The sequence below is a fragment of the Vitiosangium sp. GDMCC 1.1324 genome (genome assembly GCF_003044305.1).
Taxonomy (GTDB): domain Bacteria; phylum Myxococcota; class Myxococcia; order Myxococcales; family Myxococcaceae; genus Archangium.
In genome coordinates, this window is record NZ_PZOX01000007.1 from 74,927 (window position 1) to 100,607 (window position 25,681).

General features: G+C 68.1%; 19 protein-coding genes. 6 read left to right on the top strand and 13 right to left on the bottom strand.

Translation table 11 applies throughout. The features are described 5' to 3' along the window. The first annotated feature begins 80 nt into the window (after positions 1-80). Positions 81-3,233: an efflux RND transporter permease subunit gene (locus tag DAT35_RS21450; RefSeq protein WP_108068976.1), complete on the top strand. Its 3,153-nt coding sequence runs from the start codon at positions 81-83 to the stop codon at positions 3,231-3,233. A gap of 71 nt (positions 3,234-3,304) precedes the next feature. On the opposite strand, the gene DAT35_RS21455 is transcribed toward DAT35_RS21450, so the two are convergent. After that, positions 3,305-3,916 (bottom strand): glutathione S-transferase family protein, encoded by a 612-nt coding sequence (locus DAT35_RS21455; protein WP_108068977.1) that lies wholly within the window; start codon positions 3,914-3,916, stop codon positions 3,305-3,307. Positions 3,917-4,093: 177 nt separating this feature from the next. Between DAT35_RS21455 and DAT35_RS21460 the strand changes: the two genes are divergently transcribed. After that, the gene (locus tag DAT35_RS21460) at positions 4,094-4,456 is read left to right on the top strand and encodes a cupredoxin domain-containing protein (protein ID WP_108068978.1); all 363 of its coding nucleotides are present in this window, start codon (positions 4,094-4,096) and stop codon (positions 4,454-4,456) included. Positions 4,457-4,540: 84 nt separating this feature from the next. Here DAT35_RS21460 and DAT35_RS21465 read toward each other — a convergent pair whose 3' ends face one another. Beyond that, complete coding sequence (locus DAT35_RS21465) at positions 4,541-7,504, bottom strand: M36 family metallopeptidase (RefSeq protein WP_233261618.1); 2,964 nt, start codon at positions 7,502-7,504, stop codon at positions 4,541-4,543. Between the two features lie 150 nt (positions 7,505-7,654). After that, entirely contained in the window at positions 7,655-8,794 is a 1,140-nt protein-coding gene (locus DAT35_RS21470) for a DUF1615 family protein (RefSeq protein WP_108068979.1), read from the bottom strand. 164 nt (positions 8,795-8,958) lie between these two features. Here DAT35_RS21470 and DAT35_RS21475 point away from each other — a divergent pair, with 164 nt between their 5' ends. Continuing rightward, positions 8,959-11,208 (top strand): M4 family metallopeptidase, encoded by a 2,250-nt coding sequence (locus DAT35_RS21475; RefSeq protein ID WP_108068980.1) that lies wholly within the window; start codon positions 8,959-8,961, stop codon positions 11,206-11,208. A gap of 75 nt (positions 11,209-11,283) precedes the next feature. Here DAT35_RS21475 and DAT35_RS21480 read toward each other — a convergent pair whose 3' ends face one another. Genes DAT35_RS21480 through DAT35_RS21490 form a run of 3 tightly spaced genes read right to left on the bottom strand, consistent with a single transcriptional unit; the run spans position 11,284 to position 15,627 of the window. Further along, positions 11,284-12,150, bottom strand: coding sequence for a fatty acid desaturase (locus DAT35_RS21480; protein ID WP_108068981.1), 867 nt, complete (start codon positions 12,148-12,150; stop codon positions 11,284-11,286). Continuing rightward, positions 12,147-13,577, bottom strand: coding sequence for a cytochrome P450 (locus DAT35_RS21485; RefSeq protein ID WP_108068982.1), 1,431 nt, complete (start codon positions 13,575-13,577; stop codon positions 12,147-12,149). Before DAT35_RS21485 ends, DAT35_RS21480 begins: the two co-directional genes overlap by 4 nt. Positions 13,578-13,599: 22 nt before the next feature. Beyond that, the gene (locus DAT35_RS21490; RefSeq protein ID WP_108068983.1) at positions 13,600-15,627 is read right to left on the bottom strand and encodes a lipoxygenase family protein; all 2,028 of its coding nucleotides are present in this window, start codon (positions 15,625-15,627) and stop codon (positions 13,600-13,602) included. Positions 15,628-15,737: 110 nt separating this feature from the next. Between DAT35_RS21490 and DAT35_RS21495 the strand changes: the two genes are divergently transcribed. The 3 genes from DAT35_RS21495 (at position 15,738) to DAT35_RS21505 (ending at position 19,597) form a co-directional block, all read left to right on the top strand. Continuing rightward, positions 15,738-17,804, top strand: coding sequence for a lipoxygenase family protein (locus tag DAT35_RS21495; protein WP_233261619.1), 2,067 nt, complete (start codon positions 15,738-15,740; stop codon positions 17,802-17,804). 150 nt (positions 17,805-17,954) lie between these two features. Beyond that, positions 17,955-18,623: a hypothetical protein gene (locus tag DAT35_RS21500; RefSeq protein ID WP_146209819.1), complete on the top strand. Its 669-nt coding sequence runs from the start codon at positions 17,955-17,957 to the stop codon at positions 18,621-18,623. Beyond that, on the top strand, positions 18,623-19,597 hold the full coding sequence (locus DAT35_RS21505; protein WP_108068985.1) for a hypothetical protein: 975 nt from the start codon (positions 18,623-18,625) through the stop codon (positions 19,595-19,597). The genes DAT35_RS21500 and DAT35_RS21505 overlap by 1 nt, the downstream gene beginning before the upstream one ends. Positions 19,598-19,607: 10 nt before the next feature. On the opposite strand, the gene DAT35_RS58255 is transcribed toward DAT35_RS21505, so the two are convergent. The 7 genes from DAT35_RS58255 to DAT35_RS21540 form a co-directional block, all read right to left on the bottom strand. Next, the gene (locus DAT35_RS58255; protein ID WP_146209820.1) at positions 19,608-20,162 is read right to left on the bottom strand and encodes a hypothetical protein; all 555 of its coding nucleotides are present in this window, start codon (positions 20,160-20,162) and stop codon (positions 19,608-19,610) included. A 166-nt stretch (positions 20,163-20,328) separates the two neighbouring features. Next, entirely contained in the window at positions 20,329-21,180 is an 852-nt protein-coding gene (locus DAT35_RS21515; protein ID WP_146209821.1) for a M48 family metallopeptidase, read from the bottom strand. A 104-nt stretch (positions 21,181-21,284) separates the two neighbouring features. Continuing rightward, the gene (locus DAT35_RS21520; protein ID WP_108068988.1) at positions 21,285-22,115 is read right to left on the bottom strand and encodes a hypothetical protein; all 831 of its coding nucleotides are present in this window, start codon (positions 22,113-22,115) and stop codon (positions 21,285-21,287) included. 1 nt (position 22,116) lies between these two features. Continuing rightward, positions 22,117-23,922 carry an acyl-CoA dehydrogenase gene (locus tag DAT35_RS21525; protein ID WP_108068989.1) on the bottom strand — a complete coding sequence of 602 codons (1,806 nt, stop codon included), beginning with the start codon at positions 23,920-23,922 and terminating at the stop codon, positions 22,117-22,119. 10 nt (positions 23,923-23,932) lie between these two features. Further along, positions 23,933-24,739: a PH domain-containing protein gene (locus DAT35_RS21530; RefSeq protein WP_108068990.1), complete on the bottom strand. Its 807-nt coding sequence runs from the start codon at positions 24,737-24,739 to the stop codon at positions 23,933-23,935. Then, the gene (locus tag DAT35_RS21535; RefSeq protein ID WP_108068991.1) at positions 24,729-25,328 is read right to left on the bottom strand and encodes a PH domain-containing protein; all 600 of its coding nucleotides are present in this window, start codon (positions 25,326-25,328) and stop codon (positions 24,729-24,731) included. Before DAT35_RS21535 ends, DAT35_RS21530 begins: the two co-directional genes overlap by 11 nt. A 55-nt stretch (positions 25,329-25,383) precedes the next feature. Then, positions 25,384-25,668 carry a DUF427 domain-containing protein gene (locus DAT35_RS21540; protein WP_108069299.1) on the bottom strand — a complete coding sequence of 95 codons (285 nt, stop codon included), beginning with the start codon at positions 25,666-25,668 and terminating at the stop codon, positions 25,384-25,386. Positions 25,669-25,681 lie beyond the last annotated feature (13 nt).

The following is a 25,681-nucleotide window of genomic DNA, read 5'->3' on the forward strand; positions in this document are numbered from 1 at the left end:
TACACCCCGTCGTCATCCACCTTCCACCCTCCAGTCGCGGCGGTCCGGCACGTCGCCGGCCGGAGCCTGAGCCCTGAATCATGTTTGTCTCCTTCTTCGTTCATCGCCCCGTTTTCTCGAGCGTCTGCGCGCTCCTCATCGTGCTCGTGGGAGCGCTGGCGATTCCCAACCTGCCGGTCGCTCAATACCCGAGCCTCGCGCTCCCGCAGGTCAACGTCGTCAGCGTGTACACCGGCGCCAGCGCCGAGGTGGTCGAGTCGGCGGTCACCACGCCGCTCGAGCAGCAGATCAACGGCGTCGAGGGCATGAAGTACATCACCTCGAGCAGCAGCAGCGATGGCGTCTCGAACATCTCCATCATCTTCAACCCCGGCCGTAACGTCGATGTCGCCGCGGTCGACGTGCAGAACCGGGTGCAGACCGCCTCGGGGCAACTGCCCTCGGACGTGCGCCAGAATGGCATCTCCATCACGAAGACAGCGGGCAGTTTCGTTGCTGGCATCGCGCTGTACGACGAGAGCGGGCAATACAACGAGCAGTTCGTCTCGAACTACGCCGAAATCTACATGCGCGACGCGCTCAAGCGGCTCAAGGGCGTGGGTAGCGTCGACGTGTTCGGTGCGAGGCGGTTCTCGATGCGGGTGTGGCTCGACCCCGCGAAGCTCGCCAGCCGCAACCTGACGCCGCTCGATGTCGTCGCCGCGTTGCGCGAGCAGAACCTCCAGGTCGCCGCGGGTCAGATTGGCCGTCCGCCCGCGCCCAAAGGGCAGCAGTTCCAGCTCAACGTGGTGGCGAAGGGCCGGCTCTCCGACCCGAAAGAGTTCGAGGACGTGGTGCTCAAGGGCGGGGGCACGAAGGGCGCGCTGGTGCGGCTCAAGGACGTGGCGCGTATCGAGCTCGGCGCGGAGGACTACGCGCAGTTGCTCCAGTTCAACGGCCGCAACACCGCGGGCCTGGGCATCACCCAGCTGCCCAACGCCAACGCGCTCGACGTCGCGGAGCGGGTGAAGGCCGAGCTCGCCCGGCTCTCGAAACAGTTTCCCAAGGGGCTCAAGTACGAGGTCGCCTTCGACAGCACGCTCGCGGTCGAGCAGTCGATTCACGAAGTGCTCGTCACGCTGGCCGAGGCCATCGTGCTGGTGGTGCTGGTGATCCTCGTCTTCCTGAAGGGCCTGCGCGCCACCCTCATTCCCACCATCGTCATTCCCATCTCACTCATCGGGACCTTCGCGTTCGTGAAGTTGATGGGCTTTTCCATCAACACCCTGACGCTGTTCGGGCTCACGCTCGCCACGGGCCTGGTGGTCGACGACGCTATCGTGGTCATCGAGAACATCAGCCGTCATCTCGAGATGTCGAAGGACAAGACGCCGATACAGGCGGCCGTCGAGGGAATGAGCGAGGTGGTGGGACCGGTCATCGCCATCTCGCTGGTGCTGGTGGCGGTGTTCGTTCCGGTCAGCTTCTTCCCGGGCAGCACCGGCATCATCTACCAGCAGTTCGCGCTCACCATCGCGTTCTCGGTGGCCATCTCGACCTTCATCTCGGTGACGCTGACGCCCGCGCTGTCGGGGTTGATGCTCAAGCACACCGGCGAGAACACATGGGCCTTCTTCCAGGGGGTCGACCGGGCTCTCGACGCGCTACAGCGGGGTTATGCGAAGGCGCTCCAGCCGCTCATCCGGCGTCCGCTCGTCGGACTCGCCCTCTTCCTGGCGCTCATTGGCGCTACCGGGTTTCTCTACACCCGTGTGCCTTCGGGCTTCATTCCCGACGAGGACCAGGGCTGGTTCATCGTCGCGGTCAACGCGCCGGATGGCAGCTCGCTCGAGCAGACGGGCTCGGTGCTGAAGCGCGCACAGGAGATTCTGGGCGACCAGCCCGAAATCCGGGGTGTGTTTGCCGTGGGTGGCTTCTCCTTTGGCGGCAGCGGTCCCAACCGCGGCGTCATGTTCGTCAACATGAAGCCGTGGGGGGAGCGCCCGGGCAAGGAGCACTCCGTCGCCGCCGTCGTCGAGCGGCTGCGCGCGCCGCTCTCGCAGATCACCGATGCGATGGTGATGCCGTTTCCTCCGCCTTCGGTGGAGGGTGTGGGTGCGATCGGCGGCTTCCAGCTCGAAATCGAAGACCGCGCGCTGCAGTCCAACCTGCAACAGATCGCCGAGGCGACGCGTGAGGTGCTCGAGAAGGCGGCGGGCACCCCGGAGATTGGCGGTGTCTTCAGCACCTTCACCGCCGATGATCCGCAGATTCTGGTGGAGGTCGACCGCGAGCGCGCTCGCGCGATGGACATCGATATCTCGCAGCTGTTCGGCACGCTGCAGGTGTCGTTGAGCGCGCAGTACGTGAACGACTTCGACTTCGCGAACCGGGCCTACCGCGTGTTGGTGCAGAACGAGGCGGCAGACCGCGACAACCCCTCCGACATCGGCTCGCTCTACGTTCGCACCAACCAGGGAGCGATGGTGCCGCTCGACAGCGTGGTGAAGGTGACGCCGACGACCTCGGCGCAGGTCATCAACCATTTCAACCTCTTCCGCGCGGTGGAGATCTCCGGCTCGGCGGCTCCGGGCTACAGCTCGGGTCAGGCGCTCGCGGCGATGGAGAAGGTGGCGAAGGAGGCGCTGCCCCAGGGCTTCGGCTACGAGTGGTCGGGTCTGTCGCTGGAAGAGCTCGAGTCGGGGGGGCAGACCGGCATCATCTTCCTGCTCGGCCTGCTGTTCGTCTTCCTGGTGCTCGCCGCGCAGTACGAGAGCTTCGCGCTGCCGTTCGTGGTGGTGCTCTCGGTGCCGCTGGCGATTCTGGGGGCGCTCGGCGGGCAGGCGTTGCGCGGGCTGCCCAACGACGTCTTCTGCCAGGTGGGCATGGTGATGCTGGTGGGCCTTTCGAGCAAGAACGCGATTCTCATCGTCGAACTCGCGCGCCGCCTGCGTTCCGAGGGAGCCACCGCGGTCGACGCCGCGCTCCAGGCCTGTTCGCTGCGGTTGCGGCCGATCCTGATGACGTCGATTGCGTTCCTGCTGGGCGTGATGCCGCTCATGTTCGCCAAAGGTGCTGGCTCGGCGGCCCGTAGCTCCCTGGGGACGGCGGTGTTTGGCGGCATGCTCGTGTCCACCGTGCTGAACCTGTTCTTCACCCCCGTGCTGTTCGTGCTGGTCGACAAGGTGCGGCGCACGGGTTCAGTCAAGGCGCCACAGGTCAGCAAGGCCCCCACCACACACCTCGCGGCCTGAGCGCCCCGGCCAGCACCTGCCCTGCCTCCCCGGACGGGGTCGCCCTCTCTCGGAGAGGGCGACGGGGTGCGTCAGAGGCTCGTCTTCTTCCACGCCTCGAGCGCTTGAACGCGCCCGAACCACGCCTGGATGTTCGGGTACCGCGCCAGGGAGATCTTCGCCGTCGTGGTGGCCATGAGCGGTGCGGCGATGGACAGGTCCGCCAGCGTGAGCCGCGGCCCGGAGATCCACTCCCGGCCGGCCAGGTGCGAGTCGAGGACGAGTGCGAACCTCTCGACCTCCCGCTCTCCGCGCGCCACCTCGGCCGGGTTGGGGTCCCCCGCGCCAACCATCTTCTTCACGAAGTGCTCCCAGTTGAGGATGCTGATGGCGGGGCCGAAGTGGCTCGCGCACCAGAACAGCCAGCGGTCGACGTCGGCCCTCGCGCGGAGATCCGCCGGGTAGAGCGTCTGGCCGGGCGTCTTCTCCGCCAGGTACTTCATGATGGCGTGCGACTCCCAGAGCACGAAGTCGCCATCCTCGAGCACGGGAATCTTGTCGTTCGGGTTCACGCCGCGCAGCCGCTCGCGGTGCTCCTGACTCATCAGGTCCACCACGACGAGGTCGACCGGCACCTTGAGGTGGAGGGCGGTCATCACAGCGCGCCGAGCGTTGAAGGAGTAGGGGTTGTGGTACAGCCGCATGGGAATTGCCTCCTGGGTTGAGTGGCAATCTGCTGCGGGGGAGTGACAGCCTTCTGTCAGGTTTGTTGGGAGCGGGCATCCAGCCGGCTTGGCGCCTGTCCACTCGCGGGTACAGCCCCGTGGGGGCCCTGTCATCTCGCGCCGGGCGGAGCATCCATTCGAGGTGAGGAGGTACGCATGTCCGCCCGTTCCTCGAGGTCCTGGCGTGGTCTCCCACTCGCCGTGTGTCTGCTCGGAGGGGTGCTCACTCACTCCACGTACGCACGGGAGTCTCCGTCCGCGCGGGTGCACCATGTCCGCATGAAGGACCAGAAGTTCGTGCCCGAGGAGCTCGTGGTCCGTCAGGGAGACACCGTCATCTGGGTGAACGAGGACGCGGTGACGCACACGGTGATGGCCGTGGGCGGCGGCGCCCCTGCGTTCGATTCGGGCAACATTCAGCCCAAGGCGTCCTGGCGCTACGTGGCGAAGGAGAAGGGGCGGTTCCCCTACCTCTGCTCGCTGCACCCCGGGATGCACGGAGTGCTCACGGTGCGTTGAGGGACGGAAAGCGCCGGGCCGGAAGGCCACCCTGCGGTGGTTCCTCCCGGCCCGGTACGACTCAACCCACCCTCAGGTGCTCGCTCAGAACAGCGGCGACGCCTGGAGGTAGTAGGTCACTCCACCCACCGCGGGGTTCTCCTCCTGCGCCTGGGGGTCCTCCTGGACGACGGCGAACTGGTACTCGAGGAACTTGTCCGTCTCCCTGGTCCACTTCTGGTCCTGGAAGTTCATCTTCACCTCGAACTCCTGCTGCGGCTCGAGCGAGATGCCGAAGTAGGCGCGGGTCGGGTCGGCGATCCTGAACTGCGTCTCGCCCACGCGCTCCACTCCCTCGGCCTTGCCTCCGGACTTCTCCCACTGCGCCATCAGCTCCCGGCCCAGGTCCACCACCACGGCACCGCGCTGGAGGAACGGGCTCTTGAGCTGCTCTTCCGGCTCGCGGAAGCGCACCAGGAACAGGCGCGGCTCCTTCAGTACGTTGCGCAGCGTGAAGTGCACGTCCACGAAGCCGAAGGGCACCAGGTTCACCACGTTGGTGTTGCGCCAGATGATGTTGTTGTTCTTTCGCGTGTTGTAGTTGGGGTCGCCAATCTCCGCGTACGTCATCGGGTCCTGACCGGTGACCATGCGCGCCATCAGGCAGTAGTGGCCCACGATGGGCGGGTTCCACGGCACCGACACCTCGGTGTCCGCGCCGCCCAAGAGGCTCACCACGTTCTGCTCACCGATGTACGTCCACAGCGACGGCCACGAGGTGCTGGTGGCGGCATTGGTGCCGTACACCTTCACCGCCACGTTGCTGGCCTCCACCGTGCTGCGGTTGCGGAGCTTCACGTGGACATAGTTCGTCTGCCCGTACTCGGGGTTCTGGTGCGGCCCGTTGGTCAGGTCGTTGCGAACCCAGATGTCCTCGCTCTCCCACATGTTGTTGCCCGCGGTGGCGGCGTCCGGCTCCAGGCCGGTGTCCCACGGCTTGTCCTTGCCCCACACGTCCGTCTTGCACGAGGCGGGGACGGAGAAGCCGTTGGTGGGCGCGGTGCTGCCGGATCCACCGGACACGGCGTTGGAGCCGAGGCCGAAGGCGGCGAACGACGTCCACAGCCGGCACACGTCCTGGCCGCCGTACAGCGTGCTCGCCGCGGTGATGATGCCGTCACGCACCTGGGTGAAGGTGGGGCTGCACGGCGTGTTCTTCAGGCCCTCGATGAAGTACGCCAGCATGCGCTGGTTGCCCGCGCCGCCGGTGGCCGCGTACAGGTTGGAGCTGTAGCCGTACTTGTCCACGAGCGACCAGTACGCCTCCCACAGCGCCTGCGCGAACACCGAGCCCACTCCGTGCGGCACGGCCATGCCGTTGATGCTGGCGTAGGTCCACGTGTTGATGGCCGGGTCCGTGCTGTAGCGCTGCGTGCGGATGCCCGGACCGGTGGTGGGCTGGTTCAGCGCGTACGTGCCCACGCCGCGGCCCATGGGGCCGGTGTCCGTGGCGCGTGCGGTGAGCACCAGCGACATGAAATCGCTGAGGCCCTCGCCTGGCTGTTGCGCGTTGCCGAGGCAGGAGGTGTTGCTGGGGCCACCGACCAAGCGGTTGGAGATGCCGTGCGTGTACTCGTGCGCGATGATGCCCGTGTCCAGGTCTCCGTCCTTGTTCGGCGACACGGTGGTCCACACGTACATCTGCATGCGCGGACGCGAGCCGTCCGGAGGCGTGGAGAAGTTCGCGTTGTTGGTGCCCGAGCCGTCCTGCGCCTCGGCGCGAACGTCGTCGTTGCCTAGCGCGCCATGGCCGTAATTGTTCACCTGGAAGTTGCCACCCACCTCGTCGAACCCGTACTGGTACGAGACGTCGTGGAGGATGTTGTTCCAGTAGAAGAGGTTGGTGACGGCCGCGGGGATGTACGTGGACGGCGCGCCGGTGAGGTTGATGGGGAAGTCGCAGTGGATGGTGGCACCGCAGTCCGGCTGCGTGGCGGGCGGCAGGCCGTCGTTGTTGCTGTCCTCGTAGGCGTGGACGTTGTTGCCGCGCAGGATGGTGAACTCCGCGCCCGCGGCGCCGTTGGTGTCATGCCAGCCGTAGGGCGAGGCCACCGTGTTGGCGGGGTTGAGCAGCAGTTGCCGTCCGTCCGAGGGGGGCAGGGGCGTGGTGTGGTTGGGGCTCTCCACCGGGCGCGGGTAGACGCGGTAGTCGTCGGAGGCCACCCAGTCCACGCGCGTCCAGACCTCGCCCGTCTGTGCGTCCACGGTGAGGTCGTAGTCGTGCTGTTGATCCGGCGTGTGGACCTGGAAGTTCCACACCAGGCGCGCTTCGCCCCTGCGCACGGGCAGCACCGAGAGCTGCGCGTCGATGGACTCGCTCGACAGGCCCGGTGCCTCCACGCGGGTGCGCTGGCGAGCGCCCGGCTCCGCCTTCTGGACCTGGAGCCCGGTCTTGAGCATCACGCCCAGGTGCTTCGCCACGCTCGCCACCGCCTGGCCCGCGTCCACGCGCGGTTCCACGCTGGCGAGCGCCGCCGCCAGGCCCGGCTGCAGGTCGCTGTGCACGCTGAGCACGCGCCCTTCCTTGTCTACGTTGATTTGAAGCTGGCCGTTGTAGACGGGCACCCCCTTGTGCACCTGGCGCAGGTACAGGTGCGTGACGCCGTTCAGCTTCGAGTAGACGCGATCCGTGACCTCCAGGTTGGCCAGGTCCTCCGGCACCAGCCCCAGCAGCTCGCGCTGCCGCTGGACGAAGTCCAGACCGATGGTGAGCGCATCCCCGCTGCTCGGGCCGGAGAGCGCCCCCACGGCATTGGTGAGCGAGCGCACCATGCCTTGTGTCTCGTCAACCTCGACGCGCAGCTCCGGAATGCTGCGGCGCAGCTCCGCTTCCTTCGTCTTCTGCACCGGAGCGAATCCCTGGCGCAGGCCCGCGTTGTAGGTGACGCGGGCATCGTAGTTGCGAGCGTTACCGGGCTCGGGCGCGGCTCCCAGGGCCGCGGGGCCCGCGAATGTGCTCATGAGGACCAGCGCGTGGAACAGTCTCTTTCGGTACTGACCAGACGGCATGTGGTGCTCCTTGACTGGGGTTGAGACGCCAACGGCAGGGCGGGTCGCTAGCAGTTGGTGGGCCAACGGGGCCGTCAGAGGGAACACGCTTAGTCTTGGAGCCTTGGAAGCTACGAATACCGCCACCACTCTGTAGCCCGCGCGGCAACATCAGGGGGCGGGCTTCGGCAGCGCCGCGTAGCGCCCCATGCACCGCAGGTAGCGCTTGTTCACCGATTGCGCGAACCACGCCGTGGAGCGCTCCGTGCTCATCTTCGGGCTGCGGATGACCACCGTGGGGAGCCGCGCGTACTCGGGAGGCTCGCCCGTCACCTCCTGGTACGTGCGTTTGATGGCGGTCCAGGTGTCCGTCTCCTCGAAGCCGAGCTCCTTCTCCTTCAGCACGTCCTTGCGCACCCTCCGCTCGCTCAGGTCCTGCGCGTACCGCTGCCGGAAGGCGAGGAGGGCCTTCAGCGAGTTGCTGTCCTGGTCCAGGGGCTCGCCCTGCTTGTCGTAGGCGAGCAGGTCCCCGTCCTGTACCAGCTCCAGGCCGGTGAGGCGGCTCACCTGCTGCTGTAACGCCGCGTTGCGCGAGGTGTAGAAGCCCGCGTTGTAGTCCGCGAAGCGGTAGAGGGGGTCGCTGTAGTGCGCCTCGTAGCCGAGCAGCCGCGCCGCGCCGTAGTACACCCCGCCGCCTCGCGTGTAGAGCTCCTCGCGCACCCGCTGGAGCGCGCGCTCGTCTCCTCCGGCCAGCTCCTCCGCGAAGCGCACGCTCACCTGCATGGAGCCAGCGGTGGTGATGGGATTGAGGTCCTCCAGCCGCGTGGACTTGAACAGGGCGCTCGCCAGCTGCGCCGCGGTATAGGTCTTCGGGTACTCCGTCTCGTAGTACTCGAGCAGCTCGCGGAAGATGCGGTCCAGGTCCCGCTCCGTCTTCACCTGTTGCAGGCGTTGCTCGAAGGTCCGTGTCTGTCCCGGCGCCTTGCCATTCAGCAGCGCCTTCAGCGCCGGTGGCCCGAGCGGGCCCAGCTTGTCCGAGTAGGCCTCCAGCCGCTGCTGGACGATGCGCGCCAGGCCTGGCACCGGCGGGTTCGCCTGGAAGCCCGACTCCTGCTCGATGACGGCCATCACCGAGCACACCGCCTCCGCCGAGGGGTACAGCCGGTGCGCCTCCAGCGCGGCCAGCACGTCCTGCGCCCAGCCCTCCCGGTCCTTCACGTCCGGGGGCACCAGCTTCTGCGCCTCCTCCGCGGTGACGCGCGGCGGCAGGGGAGGGGCGGGGCGCACGTTGCGGGCACAGGCGGCCAGCATCAGCAGTGCGCACGCGAGCAGCAGATTGGCGTGACGCGGGAAAAATCGCGCACCGTTCCACTCTCCTCGGAGGGAGACAAGGGGAGCGGTGTCTGCATTTACAAGCCGGGAATCAGAAAAATTCCTGAAAATCATTAAGTGCCCTTGAAATCTGAGTTCTCGGTATGTCAAGAAATGAGTCTCTTCAACAGAGGGGTGTCGCATTGGCTAATCGTGTTCTGAGGACGTTCTGCGTGGCGTGGCTGGGCGCAAGCCTTGCCGCTTGCGGTTCGACGGCGGAAGTCAACGAGGAGGCTGTGCGGGCGGGTGGGAAGGACGTGGACGTCCAGGCGGCGCTGGCGCGCTTCAAGGACGTGCAGGTCGTGGGCAGTGAGGCGGGCGTGCCCTACGCGGTCACGGGCAGGCTGGGCCGGTTGTCGGCGGCGGGGACGGTGGGGGAGTTGCGCGCGAAGGACGAGCTGCGCGAGGTGGTGGCGGACATCGCGCCGGTGTTCCGCGTGAGTGGTGAGGACCTGGTGCTCAAGCGCTCCTCCGTGGACGCCCAGGGCAACCGGCATGCGCGCTTCCAGCAGACCCTCAACGGGCTGCGCGTGGTGGGCGGCGAGCTCATCGTGCATGCGGACGGCGCGGGCAACATCTACGCGGTCAACGGCTCGGCCCGGACGGGGGAGCAGGTGTCCTCCTCCGCGAAGGTGGCCCCCGAGGCCGCGCTGAAGGCGGCCGTGGCCCACTCCACCGCGCGTGGAGCCTCCGCCCAGGGAGATGCGAAGCTGGTCTACCTGCGCGCCGAGCACAGTCAGGAGCTGAGCCTGTCCTACGAGGTACGCGTGAAGGGCGAGCGCGACGGCATGCCCGCCGACGACCTCGTCTACGTGGACGCGCAGCGGGGCGGCATCCTGTTGGTGAACCCGCTCATCCACTCGGCGCTCAACCGCAAGGTGTACTCGGCCAACAACAGCACCACCACGCCGGGCACCCTCAAGCGCAGCGAGGGCCAGGCTGCCGTGGGCGACAACCACGTCGACACCAACTACACCCGGCTCGGCCAGACGTACTCCTGCTACCAGGACCTGTTCGGCCGCGACTCCATCGACAACGCGGGCGCCACGCTCATCAGCACGGTGCACTACGGCTCCAACTACGTGAACGCCTACTGGGACAGCACCCAGATGGTGTACGGCGATGGCGATGGCGTGAACTCGACCATGCTGGGCCTGGACCTGGACGTGACCGTGCACGAGCTCACCCACGCGGTGACCGAGCACGAGTCCAACCTCACCTACTCGGGTGAGTCCGGTGGCCTCAACGAGTCCATGTCCGACATCTTCGCCGGCGTGTGCGAGAGCTACTTCACCGGCACCTGGGCGACGACGCCGGACATCTTCATGATCGGCGAGGACATCTGGACGCCGGCCACCGCGAACGACGCCCTGCGCTACATGGATGACCCGGCCAAGGACGGTGTCTCGCTGGACTACTACCCGGACTACGGCGGGCAGGACGTGCACTACAGCTCGGGCATCAGCAACCTGGTGTTCGCGATGCTCTCCAAGGGCGGCACGCACCCGCGCGGCAAGACGACCAACACCGTGCCGGCGATCGGCCCGGAGAAGGCCGGCCGCATCTTCTACTACGCCAATACGAACCTCTTCACGGCGTCCACCACCTTCGAGCAGGCCAAGACGTACATGGTGCAGGCCGCCGAGGCGCTCTACGGCGTGGGCTCGGCTGAGGCCACGGCCGTCACCGAGGCCTGGAAGTGCGTGGGCGTGCCGGCTCCGCCGCCGGTGACCACGCCGCTGACCAACGGCGTCGCGGTGAGCCTCTCCGGCAGCTCCGGCAGCAAGAAGTACTACACGCTGGAGGTGCCCGCCGGTCAGTCCAGCCTGGCGTTCGACATGAGCGGTGGCTCGGGTGACGCGGACCTGTACGTGAAGTTCGGCGCGGTGCCGACCTCCACCAGCTATGACTGCCGTCCGTACGCGAGCGGCAACGCGGAGAACTGCCCCTTCACCAACCCGGCCGCGGGCACCTGGTACGTGATGGTCAACGGGTACTCCACGTACTCGGGCGCCTCGCTCAAGGGCACCTACGGCGGTACCAGCACCGGAACGCCGGTGTCCACCACGGTCAGCGGCAGCGTGGCCTCGGGCGCGAACGCCAACTACGGCGCGTACAGCGTGGTGGCGGGCACCCAGTTCAAGGTGGTGATGACGGGCTCGGGTGACCCCGACCTCTACGTCCGCTTCGGCGCGGCGCCCACCACCACCACGTACAACTGCCGTCCGTACACCTCGGGCGCCTCCGAGACGTGCGATTTGACGGTGCCGGCGGGCCAGAGCAGCGCCTACGTCATGGTGCGCGGCTACACCGCGGCCACGTACACGCTGAACATCAACTACACCAAGCCGTAGTCGACAGTCGTAGGATGGGTTGAACGGCGGGCGGCTCATGGGGGCCGCCCGCCGTCTTTTTTGACGGCTGCCCGCTCAGGTGCGCGCGCCAGGGCTGTATTGGGCGAGCGCCTCGATCTCGTCGGGGCTCAACTCCAGCTTCGCCTCCGAGCCGAACCACACGAACGGGATGCCCGGCTGGCGGTAGTTCGTGGGGGGAATGTCCTTCGCCAGCTGCGCGTGCAGCTCCGGCAACTGCGACCAGTGCAGCCCATGCCGCACGTGGTGCGCGGTGTGGTAGCCCAGGTTGCCCGTCATCAGGTTGTAGCCCCGGTGCAGGATGTTGTGCGAGGCCTGGGTGGGCTCCGTCGTGTCGAGTCCCACGTGGTGGAAGTACGTGGCCCAGACGGTCACGTAGAGGGACACGCACATGGGGAGCAGGAAGACCCAGAGCGCGTTGTACCAGTTGTGCCAGAACAACAGGCCGAGCAGCGCCAGTTGCAGCGCGCCCATCGCCAGGAAGATGCGCAGGACTTTCGGGTGCTTCAGCCCCACGTTGAATGCCCGGGGATAGGCCACGAGCATCGTGATGAGCGAGTACTCCAGCTCGCCCATGGTCGTGCCATCCGGGCGCTTCCAGCGCGACTCGTCCTTCTCCTGGTCCAGGTAGTTGCGGTGGTGGCCGAGCACGTGATGCAGGAACCACGCGTGCGACGTCACTCCGGTCTGGAACCCGAACACCACCTCCAGCAGGCGGTTGGGAAGGGCGTGGCGGAACATCGTCAGGTGCTGATGGTGGTGGTTCCACGCGCTGATCCATCCCTTGGGAATGATTCCCAGGCCGAGCCACAGGATGGGCAACCACCAGCTACTCGCCGTGAAATACACGGTCAGGTCGAGCGCGAACACACACAGGAACAGCAGGACGGGGATTCGATCTTGGGGGTGCCGGAACAATGTCATGCTGATTTCACAGAGGGGGTGGAACGAGAGCCGACCGGAGCATGACCTGCTCGGGGTTGGCGTGCAACGAACCTCCCGGTGACGCCCTTCGGGAGGACCACTCCGAAGAAGAAGCCCTCTTCGAAAGGTTCTGTCGAGTCGACGTGGACCTTCGCGCGGGCGGCGATCGTCGCGAGCGCCGTGCGCAGGTACACCATCGCGAAGGCACCTCCCACGCACGCCCGCGGGCCACGGCCGAGCGGGAAGAAGTAACCGCTCCCGAGCGGGTCGCGAGCCAGGCCGCCATCCAGCCACCGGGTGGGGTCGAAGGTGTCCGGGTTGGGCCAGTGGGAGGGATCCCGCTGCAGGTGCTGGTTGGAGATCATGATCATCGAACCCGCCGCCAGCTTGACTCCGGCGAGCTGCGTGTCGGCGGCCGGCGTGCGCGTGAAGACGCGGACCGCCGGAAGAAGCCTCAAGGCCTCACACGCGACGGCCTCGGCCCAGGGCGCGCCGCGCAGCTTCTCGAAGGTCAGCTTCCCGTCGCCCAGTGCGGCGGCCTCGGCCGCGAGACGCTCCTCGGCTCCGGTGTGCTTGTTGAGCTGATGGAACGCGCCGACCAGGGTGGTGCTCGACGAGAAGACGCCGCCGAAGAAGAACTCCCCGAGGGTGTTCGCCAGCACCTGGTCGTTGATGCCGGGCACCTCGCGCAGCGTCCGTGACATCAGGTCGACCGCGTTCGGGTTCGGGGACCGGCGCGCCGTGCTGACCCGTTCGGCGAAGTACCCGTAGAAGCGCTCCTTGGCGCCCTCGAAGCCCTTGGGCAGCCGGACGAACCTCAAGGGGAGGTTCGACTGGATTCGCGCGTCCACGGCCTTCGCGAGCACCAAGAAGTCTTCGAACACCTGGTCCGGGGGCTTCTCGCCCACCGTGACGACCGTGAAGGCGTCGAAGGTCATCCGGCGCAGCACGGGCGTGAGATCGATCGACGTCTGTCCGAAGAGGGCCTCCACGGATTCCGCGATCGCTGTCTCCATCGGGCCCACCTGGGTGGCCACCCAGTCGTCGGACCACGGTTGCTCCAGGGGGTCGGCCTTGCGCTTGGCGGCCCAGTCCTCGCTCTGTTTGGCGATGAAGACCGTGTGCGGCGCGGACGGCCGGAGCTGGTCTCCGATCGAGCCCTTCTCGAACTCGAGCCGGCGGGTTTCGAGCACCTCCTGGATGAGCGCGGGATCGTTGAGCACCAGCCCCGGGCTGGCGCCCATCCAGATGAGCGTGACGCCTCCGTACTCGCGCCCATACCGCGCGCAGACGTCCCAAGGCGGCGTACCGATGAAGTCTCCGAGGGTGCCGAGCACGCCGGGCTGCGGTCCGGGCAGGGACCCCATGGCTTTGCGTCTGGCTCCGAAGAACAGATTGAACAGGCTGCGTGAGAGCAGGTTTGGCAAGTGCAAGCTCCTGAGGGGTTCTTCAGACGGTGATGCCGCAGGGGATCTTGTCGGGCTGCAGGACGGTGTAGGGCACCTCGCTCTTCGCGTTGCGCGCCTTCACCGCGGCGAGCTGGGTGCGCAACCGGTCGTGGAACCGATCGCGGATCGCGGCCAGCTCGGGATCCTTGAAGTAGTCCTCGTGCCACCCACCCTCGTTGAGGAGGTACTCCTCGTCATCCCCGAAGCTGGAGAGCGCCCGGCCGATGGCGATCTGCCAGAGCGTCTGGGACTTGCTGGGGATCATCTCCGCGATGTCGTCCGGGCCGAGCGCCCCCTTCTCGCGTGGGGGCTCCCTGCGCATGCACAGCGGCGCGTTCGGCACGAAGCCGTAGTGCTCGTACTGGAGGTAGTTCACCGCCGCGTGCTGGACGCTGACCGTGAAGATGACGGTGGCGAGGATGTCGACGAGGTCCGCGACGCGCTCCAGCTTCGTGCAGGGAAGCTTATCGGCGGGCAGCCCCCGCTCGGTGAGATCCTTCCACCAGGCCTGCATCTCGGCGTCGCTGACGAGGTCGGCGTCGGACTTGTAGAAGTGCCGGAGCACGCCGCCCACGTACTCCTCGATCGCGTCCCACAGCGGCAGCGTGTCGTCCCGGTAGGGGTAGTACGGGAGGATGGCCTTCTCCAGGACGCCGCGGCGCTCGAAGTCCGGCCGCGGCCTGTTGTCCGTCAGCTTCCAGCGCTCGTAGCCCTTCATGCCCAGCCGCAGGTGGCCCTTGTCGGGACCGCCGGTGGCGATGAAGTCGTCGAACACTCCGCCTTCGGCGAGCAGGCCCTGGCGCGCCCCCTCGTTGATGGCCAGCGTGTAGCGGAAGTGGCGGCGCATGAGCTTGTAGACGGGGTGCGGGTCCGGGAGGTTGCGCATCGTCGCCATGACGAACGGCTCCGCCACGAAGTGGGTCCGCAGCGCGTGCGCCACCATCTGGTGCGTGTTGCCCTCGCTGCAGCGGACGTAGATCTTCGCGGCCAGCCAGTCGTGCTCGCTGTCGTTCGGCGTGAACACCGGATCCTTCTGAGGATCCCTGCCGAGCTGGATGGCGATTGGCCGGAGCTGCTGGGTGTCGTCGAGGTACAGGAGGCACCGGGACGCGGGCGCCCAGCGCCGCTCCTCGACCCCCTCCTTGTCGACCTTCTTGAACATCGGGATGTCTTCGAGGATCTCGAAGTCGAGCAGGAAGACCCGCTTCGTCGCGAGGGCCTGCTCCAGCGTGCTGCCTGGCGAGAGGAGGCCGCGGACATCTCCGTCCGAGAGCGGGAGCCCCTGCGGCAGGGCGGTGATGAGCTGGATGTGGACGGGGTTGATCCCCTGGACGGCCTGCCGCGCGAACTCGTGGTCGTCCTGCCACCGCTGGGCGAGCTGGGGAACCTCGACGTGCTTGAGGAGGCCGAGGACGTCCACCAGCCCGTTCCACGCCTTGGTCAGCACGGGCATGTGCAGCTTGAGCGCCGCCAGCGTCTTGGCGATGACGACCTCGTAGCTGCCATCACTCAGGCCCCGGTACAGCTCGTCCTTCGGCAGTGGCCGCTCCTTGCTGATGTCGAGCGCGCCGGGCAGGTTCGCGGTCGCCTCGGCGGGGCGCCAGGGATACATCTGCTGGCGGCCCTCGAGCTGCTCGCGGCGGGCCTTCGCCGCGCGCTCGTTCTGTAGGTGCTGCGGGAGCCGCGCCGTGCCCTCGAGGACCTCGGCCGTCGAGTTGTGCAGGACCCAGCGGAAGTGGGGGAAGTACCAGCTCCGCTCGCCGGCGGTGACCCGGACGGAATCGAGGAGCCAGTCGCTCGCGAGCCCTCCGGCGTTGGTGAACCGGAGCAGGAGCAGCTCGCCCAGGTCCTGGGCCTTGACGGTGTAGACGTCCTCCGCCCCTGCCTCGAAGTCGTTGTGGAAGCGCTTGTCCAGTGTGTGCGGCTCGCTCTCTCCGTGCGTGCCGACCAGGACGACGGAGATGGTGGCGTTCGTCCCCGCGCCGAATTTCGCGCTCGTGCGAATCGCGAGCTTGTAATCAACAGTCATTGGATTGCCTCTGGGTGTCGGGTCCGGAAGGTAGGACGGCGCAAGCGCGACCTGCAAGCCATGCTACCTTCCTCGCCCATGCGCCCCGCCCACCTGGCAGAGGAGCTGGGATGATGCTCGCCTCTCTGCGCCGCCTGCTGTCGTCCCTGGGCCTCAAAGCTCAAGAAGTCGAGACGGAGCTCCTCGAGCCCGACGAGCTGGCCAGGTGGTACTCGAGTCTGGACCGCGAGCAGCGTGCTTCCGTCAGCCGCGAGCTGGCTCCGCGCGTGCGCACCCCACGGACCATCCGAGACCCCGCTACCCTGCCTGCCGTCGCCACCGGTCGCCTGGTCTTCGAGCAGGACGGTTCTCAAGGGCCCCGGCCGTTGCACCACCTCAAGGTGGAGCTGTGGGACCGGGACCCCGGCACTCCGGATGATTTCCTGGGCGAGGGCTTCACCAACGCCGATGGGTACTTCGAGGTCCGTTACGATCCCGCCGACGCGGGTGTGGGGGACCTGCCGGATCTCGAGCTTCGCTTCTTCGAGCCCCAGCACACCTTCCGCAAGGATGGGCGGGTGGTGGAGAGCTGGCGGCGCATCGGCTCGCAGCGCGGCCCCGATGACCACGGCGGGCTCCACTACGACTTCGGCACCCTGCGGCTGCCGTACTGGGAGTATGACCCGACGACGCCTCTGGCCCGGCTGCTCGTCACCGAGGAGGGTACCCCGCCCACGGCCTACGCCCCGGGGCGGTCCCTGGCGATGCTGAAGGCCGTCGCCCCCATCGAGCTCGTCAAGCGCCAGCACCTCTTGCAGATTCGAATGGGGCTCGCGCCCAGTCTGGCCAAGATGCAGGCCGACTACCCCGAATCGATGACGGTCCGCATGGAGCGGGAAGCGCCGGGCTCCTCCCGCAGCGACGCCTTCTTTGGCGAACGTCTGCTCAACGGCATGTTCGCGACCGTCCTGGATCGCGATCCCGAAGTCCCCGGCGACTCGAATGCCTTCCGGCTTTATTTCCCGTGGAACGCCTATGAGCAGGACGGCGTCCACTGCCTCCCCGACGTGGACGTGCGGCTGCGGCTGGTGGACGGCCGGGTGTTGCCCGTGCGCATCGTCCTGGGGCTGCGGGAGCCCGGGGCCACGGCGCCCGGCTCGCCGGTGACACGCCGGTCCTTCACGCCCGCGGATGGTGCTGACTGGGAGGCCGCCAAGCGCATGGCCCGGGTGAGCGCGACGCTGGACACCGAGCTGGGCAATCACCTCGGGCAGTGCCACCTCAACGTCGAGCAGTACGCCATCGCCGCGCACCGGAACTTGAGGAACAACCCCCTCCGCTGGCTGCTCATGCCCCACCTGCGCGAGGTGGTGCTGATCAACCATTCCGCCAGTGGGTTCCTGATTGGCCCGAATGGGTACATCACTCGCTCCAGTGCGTTGACCCAGCGGGGAGTCGAGGCGCGGCTGCAACACCTGCTGGGCAGCTACGACTGGCGGGGCTTCTCGCCCGCGGCGCCGGTGTGTGAAGGGCACCGCTACGCCCACGCCGCGCAGCTGTTCTGGCGGCTGCTCGGGGAGCACGTCGACGCCTTCTTCGCCGAGCACGGTGCCGCGGTGGAGGCGCAGTGGCTGGAGGTGCGCCGCTTCTCGGACGAGCTGGTGGCCCACTCGGTGCCTGCCTTCGTGTGCCGCTATCTGCGGGCGCGGGTGGCGGGGAAGGACGCTCCGTGGTTCGTGCGCTCCGAGCGCATGGACCTGGAGGTGAAGGCCGCCGAGCCTCCCCCGCGGGCCATCAGCGCGGTGACCCATACCGACGTTCCCCAGCCCGGTGAGCTGGACGCGCTCAAGCAGCTGTGCCGCTACGTCATCTTCTTCGCGACCTTCCGGCACGCCTGGGCCAACAACCTCCAGTGGGAAGACGCCGGCGAGGTGCTGTACTCGTGCCTGGGGCTGCGCTGGGGGAAGGGCGGGGCCCTGGGGTCCGAGGAGGACCTGGACGTCGCCCCACCTCCGGACCAGGCCACCGAGATGCTGTGGATCTCCTGGATGCTGTCCAAGACCAACTACGGCTTCATCCTGGCCAATGAGGAGGATGACGTGCATCCGCGGCTCGCGGAGCTGCTGCGCGCCCACTCCGCCGGGTTCGCCGCGCTGGGCCTGGACATCCGGACGGTCAGCTCCCGCATCAACATCTAGATAAATCGGTTCAAAAACCCGCCGGGGTCCCTCCATTCAGGAGGGCGCAAGACACAACGGCCGGACATTCCGGGGCGGCGGCGCGGTCCTATGACCGACGCTCACGGGAGCCGTCTGGCCTTCACCTCGGAAGGAAATGCCATGGGTTTGATGATTGCCTTGGGTCTCGCCGCTTCGATGTCGCTCGCGCAGAACCGCCTCGAGACGGATGCGCCGAAGGTCGAGCTGTTGCGCACCCAGGGGGGCTACGGGAGCCTGAGTGTGCGCGGGGAGCGCGTGCGCGTGCGCCTCGAGACGGACTCACCGAAAGTCGAGCTGTTCCGCGTCACCGGCGAGGGCGTGGGGACCGTCGCGACGGGGCGGGGAGTCGCGGCGGTGGGCATCCTCGAATACTCGCGCGAGTGCGTCGCTCCCTGCGACACGTTCATCTCCGAGCCGCGCGCCGACTTCTTCATCGCCGGCAGTGGTATTCCCGCCTCCGAGCGCTTCTCGCTGATGGGCCGTGGGGAGGACATCACCCTGCGCGTGAAGCCGGGCAGCTCGGCGCTGAAGTTCCTCGGGTGGACATCCACCACGCTGGGGCTCTCCACGCTCGCGGTGGCCGGAGTCATCATCCTTCTCGAGGGTCTGGACTCCGGGAGCGGAGCGCCCACGCTGGGGAGCTCGTCGAAGGATCTCAGCACCCTGAAGTGGGCCACGTTGGGGGGCGGCGCGGCGCTGGTCGGCGCGGGCATCCCGCTCATCGCCTTCAGCGGAACGGATGTGGAGTTCCTCCCCGGAAAGCCGGCCGCCGCTCCCGTCGGTCAGGAGACGCTGTGATGAGAGCCGTGTCCATGGCCCTGGTGGCCATCTGCGCCGTGCTTGGCGGGTGTGGTGGGGAGCGCGGGAGCGAGTGGGTGCGCGCCGACAGCAAGACGACCCAGACGCTCGAGTCCATCCACGGCAGCGGCCCGAACGATGTCTGGGCGGTGGGGCGGCTGGGGACCCTCATCCACTGGGACGGCACCCAATGGTCCGGGGTGGACTCGGGCACGAACATCGACCTGCACGCGGTGTGGGCGGTGGGTCCGAAGGACGCGTGGGCCGTGGGCGAGCGCGGTACCGTGTTGCACTGGGATGGAACCCGGTGGTCCCGCATGGCGCTGGGGATCGACAACACGCTGGCCGACGTGTGGGCCAGTGGCCCGGGTGATGTCTGGATCGTGGCGGGCTCCGGCGAGCGCTTCTTTTATGGCCCCCTGCATTTCGACGGGAAGGTCTGGAGCGAGCGCCGCTTCTCCGATGATTCCTATGACAGGCCGGTGCATGTATGGGGCAGCGGTCCCTCGGATGTCTGGATGATCATGGGCTCGTCCTCCAAGGAGTTGATGCACTGGACGGGGACGGGCTGGACCGCCGTGGTGCCAGAGGTGGGCTCGGTGCCGGAGTGTCTGGACGCATGGGGCACCGGACCCAGCGAGCTCTGGGCGCTCTGTGATATGGGGTTCATGGAGCCGGTCGTGCTCGCCAAGAACGCGAGCGGCTGGAAGCTGTTGCCGGCGATCCCCTCCGATGACTCCCTCTCCTTCTCCTCCTCCTTATGGAACGGACTCTGGGGTTCTGGAGGAAAGGTCTGGCTGGTGGGGGACAACGGGGAGGTCCGGCACTTCGACGGCAGTGCCTGGACCCAGGAGCTTCGCAACGATCCGGATGCGCCCCACCTCAAGGCCATCTGGGGCTCGAGCGAATCGGACCTCTGGGCAGTCGGTGCGGACGGAGTCGTCGTGCGGAGGACGCCACCTTCGTCGCCTTGACGGATCGGGCTCAGCGCCGCAGCACGATGTCGCGCGCGAGGCTCTCTCCACCGCCCACCAGGTCGAACGAGGCCCGCACCGGTGTCCCCTCGGAGATGTCCTGCAGGGGAACCGTGCGGCCTCGGCGTAGGCCCCGGCTGCGGCCGTCGATGCGCAGTTCGTAGACATTGCCTTCGTCGTCGCTCACCTCGAGGGTGCCGGGGCGCACGCGCTTCACCCGGCCGTCCACGGTCCCCGTGGCGATGGTGACCGCCTCGACGGGCTCGCTCGCGGAGATGCTCGTGTTGCCAGCCCGCGCCGCCTCAGCGGCTTCGCTCAACCAGATGCGCTCATCGTCCCCACGGGAGGGGCGGCCGGCCTGGCTCGTCGGCCGTACCCAGGACCCGGAGTCCGTCTCCAGCAGCCGCGAAGGGGGTTGCTCCTCGTCCTCGAGGGCCTCGGCGCGTGTTGGGGCGGGCCCCGGCGGTGGTGCTTCTTGCTCTGGCGGTGGTGCTGGCTCCAGCGGTGGCTCCGGCAGCTCGACGAAGGCGGTAGGCCGTGCGGGCGGTGCTTCCGGTGCGCTCACCGCGACCTCCGGCTCTGGTCTCCGGCATCCTGCTGTACAGAGGACACACCACCCCACCAACCCCAACCCCGCCGCCCATCTCGCCATCCCACACTCCCGACACTCGCCCGCCAGGGAAGGTGGGGCTCCGGCCCCGGTGCGGCAAGTCACGCGTTCGCGGCCCTGTTCATTTCGAGATCATCGGGCCGCCGACCCGCGCCTGGATGCTCTGGAAGTCGTGGCTGACGATGGCTTCCTGGCCTCCGCCGTAGCCACGCGACTGGATGAGCGCATTCACCGTCTTCACGCGCTCCGGGGTCGCCGGGTGCGTGGCCAGGAACGAGCTCACGATGTTGGGCTGGCTGTGCTCCAGCTTCGCGAGCGTTCCGAAGAAGCGCGGCATCGCCGCAGGGTCGTAACCCGCCTCATCCAGATATTGCAGGCCCCGCTTGTCCGCCTCGTTCTCCATCTCGCGGGAGTTCGCCGCCAGGTAGCCCTGGGCGGTGATGGCGCTGGCGAGCTGCGCGATGAGGTTCGGGTTTTTCCCGAGCACGAGCTGCGACAGGGTGCTCAGGCCCACCTGGCTGGCGAGCTGTTGCCGGGGATGGCCCGAGGTGACGTGGGCCGTCTCGTGGCCGAGCACCGCCGCGAGCTCGTCCTCGTTGCCCGCCGCGCGGATGAGGCCCGAGTAGACGAAGATGTGACCGCCGGGCAGTGCGAAGGCGTTGACGGTGTCGGGCGCGTCGATGACGGTGAAGTCGAAGGGGAAGGGCCGCTCCTTCTTGGGCGACTGGGCGACGAGCCGCTGGCCCACGGTGTTCACATAGCTCTGCACCTGCGGGTCGTTGAGAACCTTCTCCTTCTGCTTCACCTCGGCGGCGAGCTGGTCTCCGAGCTTCTTCTCGTCCTCTGGACTGAGGATCAGCTCACCGAAGGCCTGGGTGGCCGGGCGGGTGGTCGACGCCACGGTGCCGCAGCCTGAGCCGAGGAGGAGTCCCAGCAGCGCGGTGCCTAGAATCCAATGTCTTCGAGTGCTCATGCGTGTCCAGATGTGCACCAGACACGGATGGAACAACGTGACGTTCGTCCGCCTGGGGCAGGGCAGGCGTGCCACCGGGCGACCGTGAGTGTCCTCGCTCTTCTTTAGAGAGGGGCGCTTCCCTGGGAGGACAGTGCGCGCGCCACCGCGCCCACGTGCGCGCGGACGAGCTCCCTCGCTCGCGTGAGCTCCTCCGGTCGCGTAGGGGCGTACCCGAGGCACAGCACCACCTCGTCCTCGGGAGCGGCACGTGCGCCCAGGGTGGCGTAGTCGAGCGTGCGTGAGACGGGCTCGCCCTCGGTGTCCGGGGTGAAGCGGCCGAACACGGCGGCGTGGGTGCCCCGGCCGGGCGCGGTCTCCTTCAACGCGAAGAGCCGGCGCACGGCCTCGAGCGCCTCGGGACGGGAGAGGAGGGCCTCGGGGTTCACGGGCCCCGCCAGCTCCCACTCAAGCAGGCGCAGGCAGCCGCGGACGAACTCCACGTCCGTGATGACGAGCCCGTACAGGTACCAGTCCGCGCATGCCGCCTGGATGAGGCGGGCCTGGGCATCCGTGAGCCAGGTGAAGGAGGGGCAGGTGAAGGTCTCGCAGATGTCGGCGCGGTAGACGCCGCAGTCGCGCAGGTCCGCGCCGCCTGTCACCTTCGGGTGGCCGAGGCAGCCCACGCGGGTGCGCTCCTCATCGAGGAAGCCCAGCAGCGGGCAGACCCGCACCGCGGGGAAGAAGGGCGGCGTGGCGTGGCGGGCCTCGAGCAGTGCGCGGGCCGCGGCCTGGTACTCCCCGGGCTCCTTGGGGAGCGGACGGAAGGTGTCGGTCTGCGCGGCGAGGCGCTCGGTGAGCGTGGCGCGCGAGTGGTCTCGGAAGTTGTAGAGGCCGCAGCAGGCGCCGCACGAGGCACCCCGGCCGGGTTGGCACAGGTGGAAGGAGACGGACATGTCAGAACCACTCGGGGCGCATCCGCGTATACGAGTCGTCCCCCGTGCGGCACAGCGCCGACAGCGTCTTCACCCGCGGCAGTTCCGAGTGAATCCAATACTGCGCCGCCGCCAGCTTGCCCTCGTAGAAGTCCCGGCTCTCCTCGCCACGCCGGAGGCCCTCGCGCGCCGCCGCCGCCTGCGCGAGCCACCGCCACGCCACCGCCAGCACCGAGAACAGCTCCATGTAGTCCGCGCTGTGGCGCAGCATCCGCTCCACCTCGCCCGACATGCCCGCCGACCCCAGCTCCATCGTCAGCTCCAGCACTTCCTGCATCGCCTCGCCGAGCGCTTCGCACCACGCCGTCTCCACTCCCGCCCGGCGCGCCCGCGCCACCGTGGCCTCCACTTCCTCCGAGAAGTGCCGCAGCGCTTCGCCCCCCGCCGCCATCACCTTGCGCCCCAGCAGGTCCATCCCCTGGATGCCCGTGGTGCCCTCGTGGATGCTGTTGAGCTTCTGGTCTCGCAACCACGCCTCGGGGAGGTACTCGCTCGAGTAGCCGTAGCCGCCGTGCACCTGCACCGCCAGCGCGTTCGCCTCGAAGCCCTTCTCCGCGGGGAACGTCTTCGCCAGGGGCGTGAGCAGGTCCACCAGCAGTCCCGCGCGCTTTCGCTCCTCCTCCGTCTTCCCGTGGGCCGCCACGTCCGCCTGCCACGAGGCCATCGCCAGCAGCGACAGGCCTCCTTCCACGATGGCCTTCTGCCTCAGCAGCATCCGCCGCACGTCCGCGTGCTCGATGATGGGGCGCTGCGGCCTCGCGGCGTCCTTCTCCCAGGCGGGGCGCCCCTGGGGCCGGCTCTGTGCGTACGCCAGTGCCTCGTGGTACGCCACCGAGGCCGTCGCCACGCCGTTGAGGCCCACCATGATGCGGGCCTCGTTCATCATCTGGAACATGTGGGCCAGGCCCTTGCCCGCCTCGCCCACGAGCCAGCCCCGGCAGTCACCGTTCTCGCCGTAGTTGAGCGCTAGGCTGGGGATGCCCTTCCAACCAATCTTGTGGATGGCCCCCGCCACCCGCACGTCGTTGTCCACCAGTCGCCCGCCCTCGGGCCGGCGCGCGGGGACCGCGAAGAGCGACAGGCCCTTCGTCCCCGCCGGAGCACCGTCGATGCGCGCCAGCGTGAGGTGCACCACGTTCTCCGCGAAGTCCTGGTCCCCACCGCTGATGAAGATCTTCGAGCCGGTGATGCGGTACGTCCCGTCCTCGGCCGGTGTGGCCCGGGTGCGCACGTCCGCGAGGCTGCTGCCCGCCTGCGGCTCGGTGAGCGCCATGGTGCCCGTCCACTCGCCCCGGTGCATCCGGGACATGAACTCGTCCTTGAGCCAGGGGGTGCCGAAGGACTCGATGAGGTGCGATGCGCCGTTGGTGAGCCCGACGAAGCCGTACGCGCTCAGGTTGGCCGCCATCAGGTACGCCGAGGCCAGCGAGTACACCGTCATGGGCAACTGCTGGCCTCCCGCCTCCACGGGCCGGGTGGCCGTCAGCAGGCCCAGCTCGATGAGCTGCGGGTACAGCTTGCGCATCAGCGGGTGCACGTGGACGCGGCCATCGCGGAACACCGGGGGCTCGGTGTCCATGAGCCGGTAGGTGGGGAAGAGCACATCCCGCGCGAAGCGGCGCGTGCTGTCCAGGAAGAGCGTGAACGTCTCGCGCGAGTGGTCCGCGAAGGCCGGGAGCTTGCAGAGCGACTCCGTGTCCAGCACCTCGTAGAGCTGGAAGTCCACATCACGGTCGGAGAGCAGCGGGTTCGAGGCGGGGGCGGTCATGGGCCCGGTGTTATGCCACAGGGGACGAAGTGTCCGCCCGTTGGACCTCCTCCGAGGGCGGCGCGGCCTCCCGGCGGAGCATGCGCACCTCGCGCAGGAGCTCCGAGGCGGCCTCCAGGAGCCGCGAGGGGGTCTGGGGCGCCGCTTCACCCGAGGGCAGCGGACCCCGCTCATCGTCGGGGTCACCCAGGCCGGAATCCCGGGACCGCCGGAGGTGGGCGAGGATGCCGGTGCGAAGCTCCGCCGCGTTGTCCACCCCGCGCAGGTAGCCCACGTGCAGCCCGCCCCCGTGCGAGTGCTTGTCGTCGTCCGCCTTCGCATCTCCTCCTCCCGCCGTCCACACCTCCAGGTCGGCGATGCCCAGGAGCCGCTGGAGGGGGCCCTGCCGGATGCCCACGTGCTGGACGTTGGCGAAGGTCATCGTCTGCTCGCGCGTGGAGAGCACGCCCTCGCGGATGCGCAGGCTGTGGTCCGTGACGAGGTACCAGCGCAGCTCGTAGTCCAGCCGGACGATGGCGTAGCCGACGGGAAGCTGCAGGACGAAGCCCACCCAGGCCAGTGCTTCGATGAAGGGGGCGAGCTTGATGAGGAACGGGAACCAGAGCAACTGCGCCAGGTGGGGCAGCATCAGGGTGCCGACCCCCAGGCCCACCGCGCCGCCGAGCTGGGCGAGCCCCCAGCGCACCTGGCGGTAGAGGTAGTACGCGGAGGCCGCGCGGAAGACGCGGACCGGACCGGATGTGCCTTCCGGGGGCCTCGGCTCTGGAGGAACCCGTGCCACCCGGAGCACCCAGTTCCGCAAGCGCTCAATCGGCATGGGGTGCTCCCCGGGACCGCAGGGTCTCTCGCAGCGCGCGCACTTCGCCCGCCACTTCGCGAAGCGTCGCGGTCAGCTCCTCGAGCGCCGCCGCATCCGGCGAGGCCGTCAGGGCCGGAGCGCGAGGCGGAGTTGCACCCGCCGGGGAGCGGCTGCCGCGCATCCGGGCGTAGAGGAAGTCCCGGAGCGGCTCGAAGAACTGGAGTCCCTCGATGGTCATCTCCGCTCCCTTGCTCCCGCTCGCGGTCTGGATCTGGATGCGGGCGAGCCCCAGCCACCGCTCCAGCACGTTGCTGGTGAGGTGGATGTCCTGGATGCGGGCATAGGTGAGGCTCACTTCGCGCCGGAAGAGGATGCCCCAGCGCATGGAGATGCCCTCCGAATCCACCTCGTACACGAGCGTGCGGAAACGGAAGTAGCCATACAGGAGCTTCACCCAGAACACGGGGCCGAAGAGCAGCGACTCGAGCGAGGAGTAGAGGAGGAGGTTGGGGTGTGGACGCAGCGTGGCGGGGAGTTCGGGGATGGAGCCCCCCTCCCCGGGGGGTTCCGGGCTTGGCTGCTTGAGCGCTTGATTCCTGGGGTTCATGGCGTCCTCCCTCCAGCCACACTCTACGTCTGGAGCGGGGAGGGTATTGCGAACCCTAGCGCTCCACCTGCACGCCCTTCCAGAAGGCCACGTGGCCCCGGATGTTGCGGGCCGCGTCCTTCGGCTCCGGGTAGTACCAGGCCGCGTCCTTGTTCACCTTCCCGTCCACCACCACGTCGTAGTAGCTCGCCACTCCCTTCCACGGGCAGGTGGAATGCGTGCCACTGTCCTGCAGCGCCTCGCGCTTCACCGCCTCCCGGGGGAAGTACACGTTCCCCTCCACCACCTCGTACGTGGTGCTCTCGGCGAGCACCTTGCCATTCCACATCGCTCTGGCCATGGAGACCTCCTCG

What these genes read in the sequence shown, in the direction of transcription:
- DAT35_RS21450 (WP_108068976.1), top strand. Translation starts at nt 81, where the DNA reads ATGTTTGTCTCCTTCTTCGTTCATCGCCCCGTTTTCTCGAGCGTCTGC.
- DAT35_RS21455 (WP_108068977.1), bottom strand. Translation starts at nt 3,916, where the DNA reads ATGCGGCTGTACCACAACCCCTACTCCTTCAACGCTCGGCGCGCTGTG.
- DAT35_RS21460 (WP_108068978.1), top strand. Translation starts at nt 4,094, where the DNA reads ATGTCCGCCCGTTCCTCGAGGTCCTGGCGTGGTCTCCCACTCGCCGTG.
- DAT35_RS21465 (WP_233261618.1), bottom strand. Translation starts at nt 7,504, where the DNA reads ATGCCGTCTGGTCAGTACCGAAAGAGACTGTTCCACGCGCTGGTCCTC.
- DAT35_RS21470 (WP_108068979.1), bottom strand. Translation starts at nt 8,794, where the DNA reads ATGCTGGCCGCCTGTGCCCGCAACGTGCGCCCCGCCCCTCCCCTGCCG.
- DAT35_RS21475 (WP_108068980.1), top strand. Translation starts at nt 8,959, where the DNA reads ATGTCAAGAAATGAGTCTCTTCAACAGAGGGGTGTCGCATTGGCTAAT.
- DAT35_RS21480 (WP_108068981.1), bottom strand. Translation starts at nt 12,150, where the DNA reads ATGACATTGTTCCGGCACCCCCAAGATCGAATCCCCGTCCTGCTGTTC.
- DAT35_RS21490 (WP_108068983.1), bottom strand. Translation starts at nt 15,627, where the DNA reads ATGACTGTTGATTACAAGCTCGCGATTCGCACGAGCGCGAAATTCGGC.
- DAT35_RS21495 (WP_233261619.1), top strand. Translation starts at nt 15,738, where the DNA reads ATGATGCTCGCCTCTCTGCGCCGCCTGCTGTCGTCCCTGGGCCTCAAA.
- DAT35_RS21500 (WP_146209819.1), top strand. Translation starts at nt 17,955, where the DNA reads ATGATTGCCTTGGGTCTCGCCGCTTCGATGTCGCTCGCGCAGAACCGC.
- DAT35_RS21505 (WP_108068985.1), top strand. Translation starts at nt 18,623, where the DNA reads ATGAGAGCCGTGTCCATGGCCCTGGTGGCCATCTGCGCCGTGCTTGGC.
- DAT35_RS21515 (WP_146209821.1), bottom strand. Translation starts at nt 21,180, where the DNA reads ATGAGCACTCGAAGACATTGGATTCTAGGCACCGCGCTGCTGGGACTC.
- DAT35_RS21520 (WP_108068988.1), bottom strand. Translation starts at nt 22,115, where the DNA reads ATGTCCGTCTCCTTCCACCTGTGCCAACCCGGCCGGGGTGCCTCGTGC.
- DAT35_RS21525 (WP_108068989.1), bottom strand. Translation starts at nt 23,922, where the DNA reads ATGACCGCCCCCGCCTCGAACCCGCTGCTCTCCGACCGTGATGTGGAC.
- DAT35_RS21530 (WP_108068990.1), bottom strand. Translation starts at nt 24,739, where the DNA reads ATGCCGATTGAGCGCTTGCGGAACTGGGTGCTCCGGGTGGCACGGGTT.
- DAT35_RS21535 (WP_108068991.1), bottom strand. Translation starts at nt 25,328, where the DNA reads ATGAACCCCAGGAATCAAGCGCTCAAGCAGCCAAGCCCGGAACCCCCC.
- DAT35_RS21540 (WP_108069299.1), bottom strand. Translation starts at nt 25,668, where the DNA reads ATGGCCAGAGCGATGTGGAATGGCAAGGTGCTCGCCGAGAGCACCACG.